The sequence below is a fragment of the Sulfitobacter sp. CW3 genome, from assembly GCF_019392245.1.
Lineage (GTDB): Bacteria > Pseudomonadota > Alphaproteobacteria > Rhodobacterales > Rhodobacteraceae > Sulfitobacter.
Map to the genome: position 1 here is coordinate 590107 of NZ_JAHXRL010000002.1, position 19716 is coordinate 609822.

Sequence of the window (19716 nt, forward strand, 5' to 3'; positions counted from 1 at the left end):
ACAGGGCGGCCTGCCGGGCATGATACGTGCTCATGCCCGGCTTATTCCCACAGCTTATTCGGCAGGGATCGCTTTCGTTTCATGGCTCAGCGGTGCCGGAATATGGATCAACATCTCTTTTGGACAAATCTGAACGAAATGATCCTTTTCAATCGACCAATGCTGCAAGATATCGGCAGCCTTACGGCTGTTCGTTTCTTCCAGATGCCGTTCGATCAGAGTTTTCAACTCATTTTCCCAGTGGTCGACCGTGACCGGGCAGGTCACAAGCGTTTCGGTGTTCAGCATCGAATCCGCGCGCCCCTCCGGGTCATACAGATAGGCCATGCCCCCTGTCATACCTGCGCCAAAGTTCGCGCCAATGCTGCCAAGGATAACGGCCACACCACCGGTCATATATTCACAACCGTTGCTGCCGCAGCCTTCGATCACGACATGCGCGCCCGAGTTGCGCACAGCAAAACGTTCACCGGCGCGGCCCGCTGCAAACAAGAACCCTTTGGTCGCACCGTATAGAACCGTGTTGCCGATGATGGTGTTTTCGGCTGCGGTGATGGTGCTGGCCATCGACGGGCGCACCACGATTGTGCCCCCCGACAGACCCTTGCCAACATAGTCATTGGCATCACCGGATACTTCCAGCTTTAGACCCGGCGCGGCAAACGCACCAAGGCTTTGACCCGCTGACCCTGTCAGTTTCACTGTCAGATGGTCGGGCTGCAACTGGTTGTTCATACCAAAGCGGCTGATGATGTGGCTCGATGTCCGCGTGCCAACAGTACGGTGCGTGTTCTGCACCGCATAGCTCAGCTGCATTTTCTCGCCATCCTCAAGGAACCGCGCGGCGTCACGCACGATTTCAGCGTCCAGCGTATCCAGCACAGCGTTACGTGGCTTGTTACGGTCATAAACGATCTCGGATGCGCCATCGACGGTGATCAGCAGCGGGTTAAGGTCCAAATCATCCAAGTGGGCAGAGCCACGGCTGACCTGTGCCAGCAGATCGGCACGGCCAATCACATCATCCAGGCTGCGCGCGCCGATGGACGCAAGCAATTCGCGTACTTCGGTGGCGTAGAATGTGATGAGGTTCACGACCTTGTCGGCGTTACCTGTGAACTTGCCACGCAGGGCTTCGTCTTGGGTACAGACGCCCACGGGACAGGTGTTCGACTGGCACTGACGCACCATGATACAGCCCATCGCGATCAGCGCGGCGGTACCGATACCGTATTCTTCGGCGCCCATCATCGCGGCCATGACAATGTCACGACCTGTGCGCAAACCACCATCGGTCCGCAGGGTCACGCGGTCACGCAGGTTGTTCATCGACAACACCTGATGCGCCTCGGTCAGGCCCATTTCCCACGGCAGACCCGCATATTTGATCGACGTGGCAGGCGACGCGCCGGTGCCACCATTGTGGCCCGAGATCAGGATGATATCCGCTTTGGCCTTGGCCACACCGGCGGCAATCGTGCCAACGCCAGACGATGCCACCAGTTTCACGGTCACCTTACAGCGCGGGTTGATCTGCTTGAGGTCATAGATCAGCTGCGCAAGGTCTTCGATCGAATAGATGTCGTGGTGCGGCGGCGGGGAAATCAGCGTCACACCCTTGGTCGAATGGCGCAGACGGGCAATCAGGTCGGTGACCTTCATACCGGGCAACTGGCCACCCTCGCCGGGCTTGGCACCTTGGGCGACTTTGATCTCCAGCTCTTCGCACTGGTTCAGGTATTCGGCGGTCACACCAAAACGGCCCGACGCAACCTGCTTGATCTTGGCCGACGGGTTGTCACCGTTGGATTCGGGCACAAAGTGTGCCGGATCTTCGCCACCCTCGCCGGAATCCGACTTGGCCCCGATGCGGTTCATTGCAACGTTCAACGTCTTGTGCGCCTCGGGCGACAAGGCACCCAACGACATGCCGGGGGTCACGAAACGCTTGCGGATCGCGGTGATGCTTTCGACTTCCTCGATCGGGATCGCAGCACCAAGCGGCTTGATATCCAGCAGGTCGCGCAGATGGATCGGCGGGTTGCTTTGCATCTTGGCGCTGTATTGCTTCCACATCTGATAGGACGCTTTGTTGCACGCCATTTGCAGCATGTGCATCGACGACGCTTCCCATGCGTGGGTCTCTCCCGATGTGCGGGCCTTGTAGAAGCCACCGATTGGCATGACGACAGCGTCGCCCTTCCAGCCACGGTCATGCACGGCTTCGGCTTTGCGCTGAATACCTGTGGTGCCGATGCCGCTGATACGGCTGGTCATACCGGGGAAGTATTCGGCACACATTGCACGGCTCAGGCCGACGGCTTCAAAGTTCAGGCCGCCGCGATAGGACGAGATGACGGAAATACCCATCTTGGCCATGATTTTCAGCAAGCCTTGGTCGATTGCCTCGCGGTAGCGGGACATCGCTTGGGTCAGGTTCACGTCCAGCAGACCGCGATCAATCCGGTCGGCCAGCGAATCTTCGGCAAGATAGGCGTTTACCACGGTCGCACCACAGCCGATCAGAACGGCAAAGTAATGCGGATCAACACATTCAGCGGAACGCACGTTGAGCGATGTGAATGTCCGCAGACCTTTGCGAGTCAACTGGCTATGCACGGCAGAGGTTGCCAAAATCATCGGCATCGCCACACGGCCCTCGCCGCTGAACTGGTCGGTCAGCACAATGTGCCCTGCACCGGAACGCACGGCATCTTCGGCCTCGTCGCGGATACGGCGCAAGCCGTCGTTCAGGTTGCTGCCACCGGGTTCAAAGGTACAGTCGATGGTCACGGAATCCGCGTTGAATTCCCCCATCAGCTGATCGAATTGCGCATTGGCAAGGAACGGGCTGTCGAGCACCAGAATTTCGGTCTGGGCACTGGATTCGTCCAACACGTTTTTCAGGTTACCGAAGCGTGTTTTCAAGCTCATCACCCGGAATTCGCGCAAGCTGTCAATCGGCGGGTTGGTGACCTGGCTAAAGTTCTGGCGGAAGAAATGGCTCAGCGGGCGGTACTGGTTCGACAGAACCGCAGATGGTGTATCATCGCCCATCGATGCCAACGGCTCTTTGCCATCCTCGGCCATAGGGGCAAGGATTTGCTCAAGGTCTTCGATGGTATAGCCGGCGGCCACCTGACGGCGGCGCAATTCATTGCCTTCAAACAAGGGCTTTTCGTCGATATCGCCTAACGCCTCGTCAAGTTCGTTGATTTTGCCGACCCATTCGCCAAACGGACGGGATGCCGCCAGTTTGTCTTTGATCTCGGTATCGCCGAACATCTTGCCTTCTTCGATGTCCACGGCCAGCAACTGGCCGGGGCCAAGCGCGCCTTTATGGATAACATTGGCTTCGTCCTGCGGGACCATGCCTGCCTCGGACCCGGCGATCAGCATGCCGTCGGCGGTGACGACATAGCGCATCGGGCGCAGACCGTTGCGGTCAAGACCAGCGCAAACCCAGCGGCCATCGGTCATGGCAAGGGCAGCAGGGCCGTCCCATGGTTCCATCACCGAGTTGCAATAGGAATACATGTCGCGCCACGCTTCGGGCAGTTCGACCGCTTGCTTAGACCATGATTCAGGCACCAGCATGGTTTTCGCCATCGGCGCGTTGCGGCCTGCGCGAACCAGAACCTCGAACACGGCGTCCAAGGCGGCAGAGTCAGACGACCCCGCAGCAACGATTGGTTTGATGTCTTCGGCCATGTCACCGAACGTGCCTGACGCCATGCGGATTTCGTGCGACTTCATCCAGTTCAGGTTGCCCTTAAGGGTGTTGATCTCGCCGTTGTGGGCCAACATGCGGAAGGGTTGCGCCAGCCACCACTGTGGGAATGTGTTGGTGGAATAACGCTGGTGATAGATCGCAAAGGCGGATTCGAACCGGTCATCCATCAGATCGGGATAGAAGTTGGCCACGTCTTGGGCCAGCATCATGCCTTTGTAGATGATCGACCGGCAAGACATCGACGCGATATAAAGGGTCGGCACCTGTGCGGCGAGTGCTGCTTTCTCGATCCGGCGGCGGATGACATACAGCTCGCGCTCAAATGTTTCTTCGTCCACGCCTTTGGCGTTAGAGATCAGGATTTGTTCGATCTCGGGGCGGGTCGCGTTGGCCTTTTCACCCAGCACAGAGATATCGACCGGCACGTGGCGCCAGCCGTAAATGTAATAGCCCATGCGCAGCACTTCGGTTTCCACGATGGTCCGGCATGTTTCTTGCGCGGCAAAGTTGGTGCGCGGCAGGAACACCTGACCGACAGCGATCAATTCACCTTCGCGGGGGCTGTGGCCGGTGCGGCGAACCTGATCGTAGAAGAAATTAACGGGGATCTGTACGTGAATACCCGCGCCATCGCCGGTTTTTCCGTCGGCATCGACAGCACCGCGGTGCCAGATTGCTTTCAGCGCCTTGATGCCCGACAAAACCACATCGCGGCTGCACGAGCCGTCGATGTTTACAACAAGGCCAACACCACAGGAAGAATGCTCTTCTTCCTCGGAGTACAGGCCGTTTTCGGCCATATACGCGCGTTTCGCTTCTTCGCGGGCCACCCAGGCGTCATCATACTTGGTCATTGGGTTTCTCCTTCATCGGGCGCAAACAGCGCAAAAGTTTGTTTTCTAGTCAGTTTCTGATGATCGTCGGCTAAGGTATATCCCTGCGGACAATCATCAGTGAAATATTCTATTGCCAATGTGGCACCGCCTGCGTTTTCAAACAGGCCGGCTGCCAGATTGCGCGAATTGTCGTGGATCAACCCGTACCAAAGCGTCGATCCGCACTCCTCGCAAAAGGCACGCTGCGCCCAATCCGAGGATTTGAAGACTTTGACCGGCCCGTTCATGACAATGCTGTCCTGATCGGTGCGGATGTTCACGAAAACCGAAGACGTATGTTGCTGACACATGATGCAATGACAGGCCCGCAAAATGGGGTCAGACGCGGTCGCTGTGACCGTGACTGCACCGCACAAGCAGCGACCTGACAATTCCAGTGGTGTCTGATCTTCGTTCAATTTTAGCTTCCCAATCTGGTGGCTATTGGCAGGTTATTCAGCGGCGATGGCGGTCGTCGCGCCCATATTCTCTAGGATCGCCTGCGCGCAATCACGCCCGTCTTTAATCGCCCAAACAACCAACGATGCACCGCGTACGATGTCACCAACGGCATAGACACCATCAAGTTCGGTCGCACCGGTGATGTAATCGGCCTTGATCGTGCCCCAACGGTTCACGGGCAGTTCCGGCGTGCTCCATAAGGTTGGCAGATCCTCGGGCTCAAAACCAAGCGCCATGATGACCAGATCGGCCTCTTCAACGTAATCGGCCCCCTCGATCACTTCGGGTGCCTGACGGCCTGTGGCATCAGGCGCGCCAAGACGCATCTTTTGCACCATAACACCTGTCACTGGATCGCCGACAAAACCCTTGGGCGCAGACAGCCACTCGAACACCACGCCTTCTTCCTCGGCGTTTTGCACTTCGCGCTGAGAGCCGGGCATGTTGGCGCGGTCACGGCGGTATAGACACTTGACGGATGTAGCACCCTGACGGATCGACGTGCGCACGCAGTCCATCGCGGTATCGCCACCGCCGATGACAACAACCTTTTTGCCATGGGCATTCAAACGACCGGATTCAAATTCCTCGACGGTGTCGCCAAAGCTTTTGCGGTTGCTGACGGTCAGGAAATCAATCGCACGCTCAAGACCGACGCCACCGACACCGGGGGCCTGAATCTCGCGGGTTTTGTACACACCAGTCGCGATGATCACCGCGTCATGCTTGGCCCGGATATCGGCAAAGCTGATGTCGACGCCGACATTACAGTTCAGTTCAAACTTTACACCACCTTCGGCTAGCTGGTCATTGCGGCGCATCACCACGTCTTTTTCCAGCTTGAAACCGGGGATGCCGTAGGTCAGCAAACCACCCGCGCGGTCATAGCGGTCATAGATGGTGACCTGCACACCCTGACGGCGCAGCACGTCAGCAGCGGCCAAACCACCGGGGCCCGCGCCAATGATACCGACGGATTCAGTGCGCTCTGAGTGTGGCTTGATCGCTTGCACCCAACCATTTTCCCACGCGGTATCCGTGATGTATTTTTCCACCGATCCGATGGTCACAGTGCCGTGGCCGGACTGTTCAATCACGCAATTGCCTTCGCACAGGCGATCCTGCGGGCAGATACGGCCGCAAATCTCGGGGAAGGTATTGGTGGCTTGCGACACTTCATACGCTTCTTTCAGACGCCCTTCGGCAGTCAGACGCAGCCAGTCGGGGATGTTATTGTGCAACGGACAGTGGGTCTGACAGTATGGAACACCACACTGGCTACAGCGGCTGGACTGCTCTTTTGCTTTCTCATCCGCGTATTCTGCGTAAATCTCGTTGAAATCTTCACGGCGCAGATTCGGGAGCCGTTTTTCAGGCATGTCTCTTGAAACCGTTATAAACTTGAGCATTGGCTGCTTGGCCATGATTAAAAACTCCGCCTGAAAAACTTTGTTAGCCTCCCTTACACAAATGCGAAATGATAATAAAGGCAGCATTGCTGACCTTTATGCAGATTTTTTCGCACGATCAAATTGGATATCACCTTTTTGGCGAAATATTAGGTCCGATCCGGAATAAACATAGCGCTTTGCATTCTTTACGGTGGGTTTATACCTCGCGCTAAACATAAAAACCGCAGGCCCGTATCATGACATTGTTCCAAATTTTGCTCGTCGCCATCATCCAAGGGCTGACCGAATTCCTGCCGGTATCCTCTTCAGGGCATCTTATTCTATTACCGTTTTTGACAGGTGGCCCCGATCAGGGGTTGGCGATCGATGTCGCCGTTCACGTAGGGACATTGCTGGCGGTGATCCTCTATTTCTGGGCAGAGGTCGCCGAAGCCACCATTGGCCTTGGCCGTTTAGTGCGGGGCAAGGTCGATACCCGCGGCGCGCGCACCGCACTTTTGCTGATTGTCGCGACACTGCCGGTTCTGGCGGTCGGGCTGCTGTTCAAGCTTTTGGGCATTGATGAAATGCTTCGGTCTGTCGCCGTGATCGGCTGGACCATGCTGATCTTTGGCCTTGTCCTGTATTGGGCGGACAAAACCGGTGCCAAGTCGCGCAGCACCACCGACTGGCGTATGAAAGATGCGGTCTGGATGGGCCTTGCTCAGGCCGTCGCGCTGATCCCCGGAACGTCGCGGTCAGGCATCACCATTACGGCGGCCCGCAAGCTTGGCTATGACCGCGCCAGCGCGGCAACCTTATCGATGTTGATGTCGATCCCAACGATCCTGGCCTCAGGCGCGTTATTATCGCTGGATGTGATCGGAGAGGCCGATTGGCAATTGGCCAAAGACGCATCAATCGCTGCGGCATTCGCCTTTGTCGCGGCAATGCTGGCACTGGTGCTGATGATGCGCCTGCTGCGCAGCGTCAGCTTTACACCCTATGTCATCTACCGCGTTATACTGGGTGTTGCACTGCTGGCGTACGCCTATTCGTAAACGCAAAAAGGCCCCGCCACAGTGGGCAGGGCCTTTTGCAAAAACATAGGTGGATTAGCTGCGCAGATCCTTGGCCGAGGCCATAATATCATCGTACTGCCCCGAAGGACGGAAGCGCCACAGATAATCCGGCAGAACCGAAGACATCGACACAGGCGCAATACCAAGCGTATCGAAACCCTTGGCCCCCTCAGCGACCACATTGTCATGCGCCAAATTTTTGACCTGATCACGTGTGACCATGAAATTCTTAACCAAGCCAAGCGTAACCGCCTGCAAAAGATCAAAGGCACCTGCCATAATCTTGGCCAAGGACATCGGCACCGACCACACCAAACGGCGGCGATGCACGACATCCAACATCCGCTTCATCAATGCGCGAAAGCTTTCCACATCCGGTCCGCCCAGCTCGTAAACACCTGCGGGCGCGTCACCAGTCACGGCCATCTCGGCCACGTGAGCCACGTCATCCACATATACCGGCTGAAACAAAGTATCGCCACCAACCACTGGCACCACCGGGCTAAGACGCGTCATGCCCGCAAACCGGTTAAAGAATTCATCCTCAGGCCCGAACACGATCGAAGGGCGCAGAATGACGGCGTCCGGCACGTGCTTCAACACAGCCGCCTCGCCCATCGCTTTGGTTTGCGCATATTCGCTTGCCGATTCAGTATCCGCACCAATGGCCGAAATATGAACCAGCCGGCTGATACCTTCGGCGGCGGCGATCCGGGCAATCCGCTCCGCACCATCCGCTTGAATAACTTCGAACGTGCTTTTGCCGGTTTCAGCCAGAATACCCACGCAATTCACAACCGCATCGGCGCCCTGCAACGCGGCACGCACCGACGCGTCATCGCGAATATTGCAGAAAACCGGCTCAACCTGTCCGACAGCACCATAAGGGCGCACAAAAATCGCCTCGTTCGGGCGGCGAACCGCAACACGAACACGCCATCCAGCCTTGGCCATACGGCGCACAATGTAACGCCCGACAAACCCCGAGCCGCCATAGATCGTCACCAGCTTTGACATGATGATGCTCCTGTCCAGAAAATCTGATCGATAGATACAGTTTTGCCTGTTTAGGAACAAGCTTCAAATCAGACCAGTTTGATCCAACTGCTGAAGACCCCATTACACCCCATGCCCCGCGCGGCAACTAGATGAAAGAATGTCAGCGAATCCAATTGACACCCCCGCCCCGCACGATTAGAGCAGCCCTCACAACCCCCCTGTGCCCAGGTGGCGGAATGGTAGACGCGCTAGCTTCAGGTGCTAGTACTGGCAACGGTGTGGAGGTTCGAGTCCTCTTCTGGGCACCAATTTATTACGAGGATATCTCGTAAGATACTGGTTGAGAATCACTTTAGCCAAACCCGATAATATGTGGTCAAGGAACCCATCCTTGCCATCCACCGAAATACGCACGTTTGAGCGCCGGAGACGGTCGGGCCAGACAAATGACGCGAACTGGCTGCGTTGGTGCGTGTTCATTCTAACCGGCGGGCCGAACGAGTGAATCGCCTCATTCAGCACATCGACGCAGAAGCCAGCCTCCAACGTATTTGATATCCGCGCATCAAACCTGATTTGGCCGAACCACATCCAGACCGCGCAGCAGATAGGGATAGGTCCCGTCCCCCTCCGCCGCGCTACTTTTGTTGGGCTTTTGATGGACCGACATAAGGCGCATCAGGCGGCTGGTCCGCTTTTCATCGAAGAAATGGTCTTCATCGCGAAGGTGCCTATTCCTCGGATGCCGCGTCTTGGTTTTGCAGCCAGCGCACAACGGAAACCCGCTTGGACTCCATGTGGTCGCGCAAGGTTTTTGCCAGCTTTTTGCCGTTTCTTTCGGCAACAAAGGTCAGTATCTTTTCATGCTCTTGCACGGCATCGTACCAACGCCCTTCGGTCATGTTGGCAAGGTAACGCGCCCGTTGCATGCGCAGCGACAGGGCCTGACAGGATGTGGTCAAGGTATCATTCCGCGCGGCAAGCAAAATTGCGTGGTGAATTTTCTGGTTGATCGAGAAATAGCTGTCCAGATCACGGCGTTCGTAACTTTCGATCATCTGGCTGTGCAGGGCGCGGATTTCGTCGATTTCCGCATCGGTGATATGCTCGCATGCCAGTTCGCCGGATATGGCATCAAGCGCCCCGAGCACCGGAAAGACTTCGTTAACCTCGCTGACCGTAACCGTCGTCACCCAAGCACCGCGATTGGGTTCCAGCCTGACCAGCCCGTCTGACGCGAGTACTTTCAACGCCTCTCGTAGCGGCGTACGCGACACCCCAAACTGCGCGCAAAGATCCCTTTCCGGTACCTTTATGCCCGGTGCCAGTTCACCGCCAATGATAAGAAGTTGAAGGCGATCCACCAGCTCCCGATGGAGCGAGGTACGGGCGATCACTTGAGGGTTTTCTTGCTGTATCATCGGATAGTTTGCCTCAGCTCTTCAACGCCATTTCTAGTAGACGCGCAACATGGATAGGTTTGCGCCCGGTTGTATCCGCCACCTGATGCCGACACGAGGTGCCATCTGCAACGATCAATGTGTCATTCTCTGCATTTCTGACGGCCGGTGCCAAACTTGCCTCTGCCATTTTCAACGAAACTTCATGTGTGTCTACCCCATAGCCGAATGCACCTGCCATCCCGCAACAGCTTGTTTCGACGACCTCGACTTGGGTGTCAGGCAACTGCGCAAGCGTCTTTTCAATGCTCGACATGACCCCCATCGCTTTTTGATGGCAATGACCGTGCACCAGGATTTTCGGAGCAGGTGACTGCAGCGGCAGCTTGAAATCAGGGTTATCGGCCTGATCGGCGATGTATTCCTCAAGCATGCGGGCATGTTTTGCCAACAGCTCTGTGTCTTTGCCGGGCAGCAGGGACGGGATTTCATCGCGCAGCGTGAGCAGGCAGCTGGGTTCCAACCCGATGATCGGCAAGCCTTTCTCGGCGTAGGGCAGCAAGGCATCGACCAACCTTTGGGCTTCGATCTTTGCCTCATCCACCAGACCCGCAGACAGGAAAGTGCGCCCGCAACACAATGGCCGCTCGCCTTTGGGCGCACCGGCAACAACAAAAGGGACGCGGGCAGCGTCAAGCACCTTTGCGGTGGCGCGCAGGTTTTCGGGTTCAAAGTAACGGTTGAAACAATCGGCAAAGACCACGGCTTGCGGGGCGTCTTGTTTGGCGATGTCGTCGTTCCTGAAAGGCCGCGCGCTCCAGGTTGGCAGATTTCGGGTGGCGGTAAAGCCGGTCAGCGTTTCTGTCAGTTTCGCCAACAGCGGTATCCGGTTTCTGAGGTTGGCAAAGAAATGAAGCCGCGACATCATTGGCGCATAGCGCGGCAGATAAGCAACCAAACGGTCATGAAAGCTCAGCCCGTGTTTCTTCACACGCGCGGCCTGCACCTCGATCTTCATCTTGGCCATATCGACGCTGGTGGGGCATTCGCTTTTGCAGGCTTTGCACGACACGCAAAGCTTCATCGTCTCGGTCATCTGGTCAGAGGACAGCGCGTCCGGCCCCAACTGCCCCGAAATCGCCAGCCGCAACGAATTGGCGCGGCCCCGGGTCAAATCCTGCTCTTTTCGGGTCACGCGGAACGATGGGCACATCACGCCGCCTTTCAGTTTGCGGCAGGCCCCGTTGTTATTGCACATCTCGACTGCACCCTGAAAGCCGCCGCCCGAACCTGTCCAGGCGGACCAGTCCAATTGGGTGTCAAAGGCTGGAACATTGTAGGTTGCATTATAACGAAACAGGTTGCGGTCATCCATTTTGGGCGGGTTCACGATCTTGCCTGGGTTGAACAACCCGTGGGGATCAAAGCGCTGTTTCACTTCGGCGAAATTAGCGACCATGCGTGCGCCGAACATCTTTTCGTGGAATTCGGAGCGCACCAATCCGTCGCCATGCTCTCCTGAGTGGGAACCCTTGTAACGCGCCACCAAGTCAAAGCATTCCTCGGCGATCGCCCGCATTTTTTTCACGTCTTGGTCCAACTTCAGGTTCAGGACCGGGCGCACATGCAAACACCCGACCGAAGCATGGGCATACCATGTGCCACGGGTGCCGTGCTTCTCGAAAATCTCGGTCAGCCCTGCGGTGTAGTTAGCCAGATCTGGCAGTTCAACGGCGCAATCCTCGACGAAGGAGACAGGTTTTCCGTCGGCCTTCATCGACATCATGATATTGAGGCCCGAGCTGCGCAAATCGGCAATCTTCGCCTGCATCTTGGGGTCGGCCACCTGCGTGACACCGCCCCAGTTCTTACCCGTACCGGACCACGAAAACCCCAGATCGCCGATCATTTCCTCAAGCTGGTTCAGTTTTTTCAGATGTTGGCTGGCATCTTCTTCCGCAAACTCCACCAGCAAAAGGGCGTCGGGCTTGCCAGTCACAAACTCTTCGATGGTTTGACGGAACATCGGAATGTCACGCGCCAGTGCAATCATGGTGGCATCAACCAGCTCGACCCCCTGCGGGTTCAGCGTGACCAGATGTTGTGCGGCGTCCATCGCCTGTTGAAAGGTAGGGAAATGACAGACGCCCAATACCTTGTGCGGGATCAGCGGCCAAAGCTTCAGCTCGATCGCGGTGGAGTAGGCAAGTGTGCCTTCCGAGCCGACCAGAAGATGGGCCAGATTGTTTGGCGTATCCTTTGGAACAAGCGCGTCGATGTTATAGCCGCCGACGCGCCGCATTACTTTGGGGAATCGCGCATCAATTTCGACGGCTTCACGCGCACCGAGGCGCAGTATGTCTTCGGTAAGCGCGGCATATTCGGGCGATGACGCCGCCCCCACAGGACCAAAATGATGCTTGCTACCATCTGCCATAAACGCATCAATGGACAGCACATTGTCGCGCATCATTCCGTAGCGCAGGGATTTGCCGCCGCATGAATTATTCGCCGTCATCCCGCCAATTGTCGCCCGCGACGCTGTCGACACATCAACAGGAAACCATAACCCATGGGGTTTTAGGGCGCGGTTAAGTTCGTCCAACACAATACCGGGCCGCACGACACAGCGTTGCCCTTCGATATCCAGCTCCAGGATATCATTGAAATACTGTGTGTTATCTAAAACCAGCGCATTATTCACGGTCTGACCGCATTGCGATGTACCGCCGCCACGCGCCAGGATCGGCACGTTTTGTTCTACGGCAATATCAAGGGCAGCGCGAATGTCATCCTCTGACTTTGGCGACAAAACACCCAGCGGCATCATCTGATAAAGCGACGCATCGGTCGCATAACGCCCCCGCGAAAAGCTGTCGAACATCACATCACCCGCAACACGTTGTTTCAGGGTGGCAGCAAGTTGAGACATGTCTGGTCCAATACGATTTAGGAAAGGGAGCGCGAATATTCTTGTTGACTTAATTATGAATTCAAAATTACGTTGATACAACAGAAAAGCGAAAACAGCCGGCCCAAAGGGGCCAAGGGCTGCAAACTCCAAAAAATGTGAGACCGATTGTCATGAGAAAAGCAGGCCGCCATTTTCTTCAAATCCCCGGACCCTCTGCGGTGCCGGACCGGATCCTCAGCGCCATCGGGCAGCAAACCATCGACCACCGCGGGCCGGATTTTGCGAAAGTTGGAATGCGCGCGCTGGACGGGTTGAAGTCGATCTTCAAGACCGAAGAGAACGTATTCATCTATCCGGCGTCAGGCACCGGTGCCTGGGAGGCCGCTTTGGTCAATACCCTGTCGCCAGGCGACCGCGTGTTGATGTTTGAAACCGGTCATTTTGCGACCCTTTGGAAAAAGCTGGCCGAAAAGCTGGGGATCAACGCCGAGTTTATCGAAGGCGACTGGCGCGGCGGCGCGGACCCTGACCAGATCGAAGCCTATCTGGCCGAAGACAAGGAACATAAAATCAAAGCGGTCTGTGTGGTCCATAACGAAACCTCGACCGGATCGGTGTCACCCGTTGCAGCGGTGCGCAAAGCGATCGACAACGCGGGCCACCCCGCGCTGTTTATGGTCGATACCATTTCGGGCCTTGCCTCGCTTGACTATCAACATGACGCATGGGGTGTCGATGTGACCGTATCTGGGTCGCAGAAAGGGTTGATGTTGCCCCCCGGCCTGTCGTTCAACGCGGCCAGTGCCAAGGCGATGGCGGCAAATAAAACCGCGACATTGCAACGGTCCTATTGGGATTGGGGCGAAATGGTCGGCCCCAACAAAACCGGATATTTCCCCTACACCCCAGCCACAAACCTTTTGTATGGCCTGAATGAAGCCGTCGACATGTTGCATGAGGAAGGGTTGGACAATGTCTTTGCCCGCCATGCGCGTCACGGCGCTGCGGCCCGTGCTGCGGTACGGACTTGGGGGCTGGACGTGCTATGCGCCAGCCAGGGACAGGAAAGCGGCGTGCTGACGGCCGTGAAAATGCCCGACGGGCACAGCGCCGATGCGTTCCGCGCCTCGACGCTCGAGCATTTCGATATCTCGCTCGGCAACGGGTTGTCCAAGGTCGCGGATAAGGTTTTCCGCATCGGCCACTTGGGCGACTTTAACGACCTGATGCTTGTCGGCACGCTGGCAGGTGTCGAAATGGGTCTGAAAAAAGCGAACGTACCCCACAAAGAGGGCGGTGTGCAGGCGGCTATGAGCCTGCTTACCGGAGCGTAAAAAGTTCGCCAGGCTGAAAGTGAAGTACATTCAATCTCTGGGAGGAGAACGTCGTGAGGATAATCGCAAAACTACTTGCCGCAACGGCAATCGCGGGACTGGCAACCAGCGCAACCGCAGCCGGCATCACCATGAAATTCGGCCATGTCGGCGCGCCGGGATCGTTGTTTGAAGCGACCGTCGATAATTTTGCCGAATGCGTCAACACCACGCTGGCGGGCGAGGTCGAAATTCAAACTTTCGGATCGTCGCAGTTGGGCAAGGACAAAGAACTGCTGCAAAAGCTGAAACTGGGTCAGGTCGATTTCGCGCTGCCCTCGTCGGTGATGTCATCGGTTGACGACAGCTTTGGCATTTTCGAAATGCCCTATATCGTCAAGGATCGTGACCATATGCGCCGCGTCCAGGGTGTTATGATGGACAAGTTTCAGGCAGCCGCTAATGCCAATGGCTACCGGATCGTCGGTCTGGCCGAAAACGGCTTTCGCCACATCACCAACAACGTGCGCCCGATCAATTTGCCCGCAGACCTTGAAGGCATCAAACTGCGCACACCCAATGGTGTATGGCGCCTGAAGATGTTCCAGGAATATGGCGCGAACCCGACGCCAATGGCCTTTTCCGACGTGTTTACCGCGCTGCAAACCGGCGTGATTGACGGTCAGGAAAACCCCTATGCGCAGATCGCATCGGCCAAGTTCCAAGAGGTCCAAAAATACCTGTCGATCACCGGCCACGTCTATACGCCGGCCTATATTCTGGCGTCCAAAAAGAAGCTAGACGCTTTGCCTGCGAATATTCAGACAGGATTGACCGACTGCGCAAACAAAACGCAGGACTTCACCTATGAGAAGGCCGCCGAGTTGGAAGCCAGCCTGCTGAAAGTGATCGAAGACGCGGGCGTGACAGTGAACACGGCGGATAAGGACGCATTCATTGAGGCCTCAAGCCCGATCTACAAGCAGTTCGCCGAAGAAGTCGAAGGCGGACAGGAAATGATCGACACCGTTCTTGGGCTTGCAAAAGCAAACTGATCAACTTTTGGGCGGCAGGGCAATCCTGCCGCCCACGTTTCTTATCCAAACAGAATGACATCCTTCTCAGGTGCCAACGGCGCATGATTGATGCATTCAACAGGTCAGGCCGACATGGAAAATAAATCCTACCCCACGCTGTCACGTATCAACCGCTTTGCCAGCAAGATACTCGAGTGGACTACCATCACGCTTATGGTGGCACTAACGTTGATCGTCGCGGTAGCTGTGATAGCGCGCCTGATGGGGCAAAGCTTTTCGTGGTATGATGAAGTTGCGGCGATCATGCTGGCGTGGATCACCTATTACGGATCGGCGCTTGCCGCGTTGCACCGCCGCCATATCGGCTTTGATACGGTGCTTCTTTCAATGCCCTTCAGGTTTCGCATCCTCGCCGTGTTCGTGGGCGAAGCGATTGTACTGACCTTCTTCTTTCTAATGGCACGCGCCGGGTTCCAAGTGCTTGACGTGCTGGCGGGCGATACGCTGATCTCGCTCAGGTGGGTGCCCATTCAGTTCACGCAATCCGTCATTCCCATCGGGGCCATTCTGTTCATGCTGTGCCAGCTTCTCAGCCTGCCTGCCTATCTGAAGATCACGGCAGAAGGCATGTCGCTTGAGCACGCGGAAATCGAAGAAGAAGTCGAAAACGAACTCAAGAAAAACAAGGACCGCACCTGATGCTGATCACAGCTATTTTCTTTGCAATGCTGTTGATGATCTGCATCAACATTCCAATTGCTGTCGCCTTGGCCATGTGTGGCGTGTTGGGGCTGTTTTTTACCGAAGGCTCCGACAGTCTGGTCAGTATCGCGCTGGATATGTACGATGGATCGACCAAATTTTCGCTGATCGCGATCCCGATGTTCGTGCTGGCCGGTGCCATCATGAACGCCGGCGGGATCACAGACCGGTTGATCAATTTTGTCACCGCGATCATCGGCTTTATCCGGGGCGGTCTTGCCATGGTCAACATTGGCGTGTCGCTGTTCTTCGCTGAAATCTCGGGCTCTGCCGTGGCGGATGTGGCCGCGATGGGGTCGATCCTGATCCCGCAGATGAAAAAGCGCGGCTACTCCAAGGAATTCTCCGCCGCGGTCACCTCGTCCTCGGCCTCGCTGGCGATTATCATACCGCCGTCCATCCCGATGATCCTTTATGCGGCCTCGGCCAATACGTCGGTCGAACAATTGTTCGTCGCCGGCCTCGTGCCGGGCCTGTTAGGGGCGGCGGGGCTGATGGTGGTCGCCTATCTTTTCGCCAAACGCTATAACTTCCCGACCGAAGCCGCGTTCAACATGGCGCGCCTGCGCGAGACATTCATCGACGCTTTGCCCGCCTTTACCCTGCCTGTGATCATTCTGGGTGGCATCTTTGGCGGATACGTCACCGCAACCGAGGCGGCCGGTCTTGCCGTGATTGCGTCACTTGTGGTGTCGGCATGGTACCGAAACCTGAATATCAGTCACCTGCGCCGCGCCATGCTGGACGGCGGCATCCAGACGGCAGTGGTCATGTTGCTGGTCGCGGCATCGGTACTGATGGGGGGCTTTCTGACCCGCGCCCAGATCCCGCAGCAACTGGCCGAAAGCATTCTGTCAGTGACCACCCAGCAATGGGCGATCCTACTGATCCTCAACTTCTTTTTTCTGGTCATCGGGTTCTTTTTGCACTCTGCCGCTGCGATCATTCTGGTCATCCCTATCGTGATCCCGCTGATCACTGCGGCGGGGATTGATCCGGTCCACTTTGGCCTTGTGGTCACGTTGAACCTTGCCATCGGGCAACAAACCCCACCGGTGGCGTCTGTCCTGATCACCGCCTGTTCGGTGGCCCGCGCCAACATCTGGGAGGTATCAAAGGTCAACATCTGGTTCGTCGGCGTCCTGCTGGCCGTGCTGATGCTGTGTACCTATGTGCCCGCCGTACCCATGTTCCTTGTGGAGTATTTTTACCGATGACATCTGAAACCCCAGACATCACCGATGAGATCCGTGATGGCATCATGTGGATCACGTTCCAGCGACCCCAGGCCCGCAATGCGCTGACCTTCGGGATGTATGAACGGCTTGCCACACTGTGCACCGACATGCCGACAGACGGGTCTGTTCGTGCCGTGGTCCTGTCGGGCGCGGGGGGCAAGGCCTTTGCAGCCGGCACCGATATGACACAATTTAGGGCGTTTGATACGGCACAGGACGCGCTGGATTACGAGGGCCGGATCGACGCTGTCCTCGAAGCTGTCGAGCGGTGCCCGGTGCCCACAATCGCCGCCATCCACGGGGCCTGCACCGGCGGTGGTGGCTCCATCGCTGCCGCTTGCGACATTCGCATCGCCTCGGAAAGCCTTAAATTCGGATTCCCCATTGCCCGTACTCTTGGCAATTGTCTGGCCGCAGGCAATCTGGCCCGCCTGACCGAATTGATTGGCGCAGGGCGCGTGCGCGAACTGATCTTTACCGCCCGCCTGATCGAAGCCCCCGAGGCGCTGGCCGCAGGGCTGGTGAGCGAAGTTCTGGCAGACGAAGACACCCTTTTGGCGCGCGCAGCCGCGCTTGCCGAAAAGGTGGGGTCAATGGCCCCGCTGACCCTGCGGGCCACGAAAGAGGCAATGCGCCGCAACCGCGTGGCCAGCCAGGTCGACGATGCCGATCTTATCGTTTCATGCTACATGAGCGACGATTTCCGCATCGGCATGGAAGCATTTTTAGGCAAGGTCAAACCCGCATGGACAGGCAAGTAAACGCGCCAACAGGCCCGCTGACAGGCATGCGGGTCATTGAACTGGCCCACATCATGGCAGGTCCGGTCTGCGGGTTGATGCTGGCGGATATGGGGGCCGATGTCATCAAGGTGGAAAAACCCACCGGCGACGACAGCCGCCGCTTTGTACCCCCCGAGATTAACGGTGAAGCCGCCGCTTATATGATGATGAACCGCAACAAGCGTGGCATCGCCGTGAACCTCAAAGACCCCGATGCCGTCGATATCTTGCGCAAGCTGCTGGCCGAGGCCGATGTGGTGATTGAAAACTACCGCAAAGGCACGATGGAGAAACTGGGCCTGTCCTACGAAGATCTGGCCGCAATCAACCCGCGCCTGATCTATTGCGAAATTTCAGGCTTTGGGCGCACCGGCCCCTATGCCGATCGAGGTGGTTTTGATCTGATTGCCCAAGGCATGTCCGGTCTGATGTCGATCACAGGCGAAGGTCCGGGCCGGCCCCCTGTCAAGGTCGCGGCCCCCATTTCCGACATCAACGCCGGCATCATGGGCGCTATGGGCGTCTGCGCGGCCTATTCCAACATGCTACAAACGGGGCTTGGGCAACGGGTCGACACATCCCTGTTCGAGGCCGCTATCGTCCAGACCTACTGGCAATCCGCCATCGCCTTTGCGACCGGCAACAAGCCTGAACCCCTTGGCTCTGCCCACCCTATAAACGCGCCCTATCAGGCGTTTCAGACCAGTGACGGCTGGATCAATGTCGGGGCCGCAAACCAAAGCAACTGGCTGCGGTTTCTGGATGTGATCGGCGCACCTGAGCTGAACGACGATCCGCGCTTTTCATCTAACGCATTACGTATCCCGAACCTGCCCGCGCTTGTCGAAATCCTGAACGGGTATTTGTCGCAAGACACCACCGAAAACTGGTTGCGGCGTATGGAAGATGCGCAGCTGCCCGCCGGTCCGGTCAATGACATCTTGCAAATGCACGCAGACCCTCAGGCCCGCGCCCGCGAGATGATTGTCGAAGTCGACCACGCCACGGCGGGCCGGATTGAAACGATTGGCCATCCGGTGAAATACAGTCGCACCCCCGCCAGCATTGACCAAGCAGCCCCGGTTTTGGGCCAACACACCCGCGAGGTCTTGGCGGAGGTCGGTTTCGATGACGCCCGGATTGACGCGCTGATCCGGTCGAATGCTGTGATTGCCGCCTGATCATTCTCTTTTTATGCAAGGACATCATTTATGACGCTCACTTTGAAACAGGCCCAGGCCATCATCAGCGACTGCCTTGAGTGGCGCAAGGCCAACGGGCTGAAACCCCTGACCGTGGCGGTGCTGGACAGTGGCGGCTACCTTTTGGCCCTTGCCCGCGAGGACGGCACCAGCAATCTGAGGCCCGATATCGCCCAAGGCAAAGCCCGCGGTGCTGTCGCCATGGGCCTCGGCTCGCGCGCCCTGTATGAACGCGCCAAGGTCGAGCCGTTCTTTATTCAATCGATGAATGCACTGTCAGACGGATCGCTTGTTCCCGTCGCAGGCGGCGTACTGATCAAGCAAGACGGCGCTATTCTGGGTGCCGTTGGTATCACCGGAGACAACTCCAACAACGACGAAGCCTGCGCAATCGCAGCAATCGAAAAAGCCGGATTTGTGGCTGATGGGGGCTGATTGGTCGGCCTCCGTTATCGACAGCCAGACTGTCGTGCTTAAAAAATGCGTATAGAATTTCGCTTTTGAGGTGACGGGTTTCACACCTGTA

Annotated in this window: 14 protein-coding genes and 1 tRNA gene; 9 read left to right on the top strand and 6 right to left on the bottom strand. The window is 56.9% G+C overall.

The features are described 5' to 3' along the window. Positions 1-54: 54 nt before the first annotated feature. Genes gltB through KZZ06_RS06305 form a run of 3 tightly spaced genes read right to left on the bottom strand, consistent with a single transcriptional unit; the run spans position 55 to position 6494 of the window. The gene (gltB, locus tag KZZ06_RS06295) at positions 55-4587 is read right to left on the bottom strand and encodes a glutamate synthase large subunit (RefSeq protein WP_219579181.1); all 4533 of its coding nucleotides are present in this window, start codon (positions 4585-4587) and stop codon (positions 55-57) included. Next, entirely contained in the window at positions 4584-5027 is a 444-nt protein-coding gene (locus tag KZZ06_RS06300; RefSeq protein ID WP_257884215.1) for a GFA family protein, read from the bottom strand. The genes gltB and KZZ06_RS06300 overlap by 4 nt, the downstream gene beginning before the upstream one ends. A 33-nt stretch (positions 5028-5060) precedes the next feature. Continuing rightward, positions 5061-6494, bottom strand: coding sequence for an NAD(P)-dependent oxidoreductase (locus KZZ06_RS06305; RefSeq protein ID WP_219579182.1), 1434 nt, complete (start codon positions 6492-6494; stop codon positions 5061-5063). Positions 6495-6718: 224 nt separating this feature from the next. Here KZZ06_RS06305 and KZZ06_RS06310 point away from each other — a divergent pair, with 224 nt between their 5' ends. Then, entirely contained in the window at positions 6719-7522 is an 804-nt protein-coding gene (locus KZZ06_RS06310) for an undecaprenyl-diphosphate phosphatase (protein WP_219579183.1), read from the top strand. A gap of 54 nt (positions 7523-7576) precedes the next feature. Here the strand turns inward: KZZ06_RS06310 and KZZ06_RS06315 are convergent, their stop codons facing one another. Next, the gene (locus KZZ06_RS06315) at positions 7577-8560 is read right to left on the bottom strand and encodes a complex I NDUFA9 subunit family protein (RefSeq protein ID WP_219579184.1); all 984 of its coding nucleotides are present in this window, start codon (positions 8558-8560) and stop codon (positions 7577-7579) included. A 204-nt stretch (positions 8561-8764) separates the two neighbouring features. On the opposite strand from KZZ06_RS06315, the gene KZZ06_RS06320 reads away from it, so the two are divergent. Continuing rightward, a tRNA-Leu gene (locus tag KZZ06_RS06320) sits at positions 8765-8850 on the top strand. 423 nt (positions 8851-9273) lie between these two features. Here KZZ06_RS06320 and KZZ06_RS06325 read toward each other — a convergent pair. Together KZZ06_RS06325 and KZZ06_RS06330 are read right to left on the bottom strand one after the other, a co-directional pair. Beyond that, a complete protein-coding gene (locus KZZ06_RS06325; protein ID WP_219579185.1) occupies positions 9274-9963 on the bottom strand; it encodes a GntR family transcriptional regulator in 690 nt (229 codons plus the stop codon). Positions 9964-9976: 13 nt separating this feature from the next. Next, the gene (locus tag KZZ06_RS06330) at positions 9977-12874 is read right to left on the bottom strand and encodes an FAD-binding and (Fe-S)-binding domain-containing protein (RefSeq protein WP_219579186.1); all 2898 of its coding nucleotides are present in this window, start codon (positions 12872-12874) and stop codon (positions 9977-9979) included. Positions 12875-13026: 152 nt separating this feature from the next. Here KZZ06_RS06330 and KZZ06_RS06335 point away from each other — a divergent pair, with 152 nt between their 5' ends. From KZZ06_RS06335 to KZZ06_RS06365, 7 genes are all read left to right on the top strand, one after another. Then, positions 13027-14190: an alanine--glyoxylate aminotransferase family protein gene (locus KZZ06_RS06335; protein WP_219579187.1), complete on the top strand. Its 1164-nt coding sequence runs from the start codon at positions 13027-13029 to the stop codon at positions 14188-14190. 53 nt (positions 14191-14243) lie between these two features. Then, entirely contained in the window at positions 14244-15224 is a 981-nt protein-coding gene (locus KZZ06_RS06340; protein WP_219579188.1) for a TRAP transporter substrate-binding protein, read from the top strand. Between the two features lie 90 nt (positions 15225-15314). Further along, positions 15315-15905, top strand: a complete 591-nt coding sequence (locus KZZ06_RS06345) for a TRAP transporter small permease (RefSeq protein WP_257884242.1) — start codon at positions 15315-15317, stop codon at positions 15903-15905. Continuing rightward, positions 15905-17185, top strand: coding sequence for a TRAP transporter large permease (locus KZZ06_RS06350; RefSeq protein ID WP_219579189.1), 1281 nt, complete (start codon positions 15905-15907; stop codon positions 17183-17185). The genes KZZ06_RS06345 and KZZ06_RS06350 overlap by 1 nt, the downstream gene beginning before the upstream one ends. Further along, the gene (locus KZZ06_RS06355) at positions 17182-17967 is read left to right on the top strand and encodes an enoyl-CoA hydratase/isomerase family protein (protein WP_219579190.1); all 786 of its coding nucleotides are present in this window, start codon (positions 17182-17184) and stop codon (positions 17965-17967) included. Before KZZ06_RS06350 ends, KZZ06_RS06355 begins: the two co-directional genes overlap by 4 nt. Further along, positions 17952-19169 (top strand): CaiB/BaiF CoA-transferase family protein, encoded by a 1218-nt coding sequence (locus KZZ06_RS06360; RefSeq protein ID WP_219579191.1) that lies wholly within the window; start codon positions 17952-17954, stop codon positions 19167-19169. Before KZZ06_RS06355 ends, KZZ06_RS06360 begins: the two co-directional genes overlap by 16 nt. Before the next feature lie 30 nt (positions 19170-19199). Next, on the top strand, positions 19200-19625 hold the full coding sequence (locus tag KZZ06_RS06365; protein WP_219579192.1) for a heme-binding protein: 426 nt from the start codon (positions 19200-19202) through the stop codon (positions 19623-19625). The last annotated feature ends 91 nt before the right edge of the window (positions 19626-19716 follow it).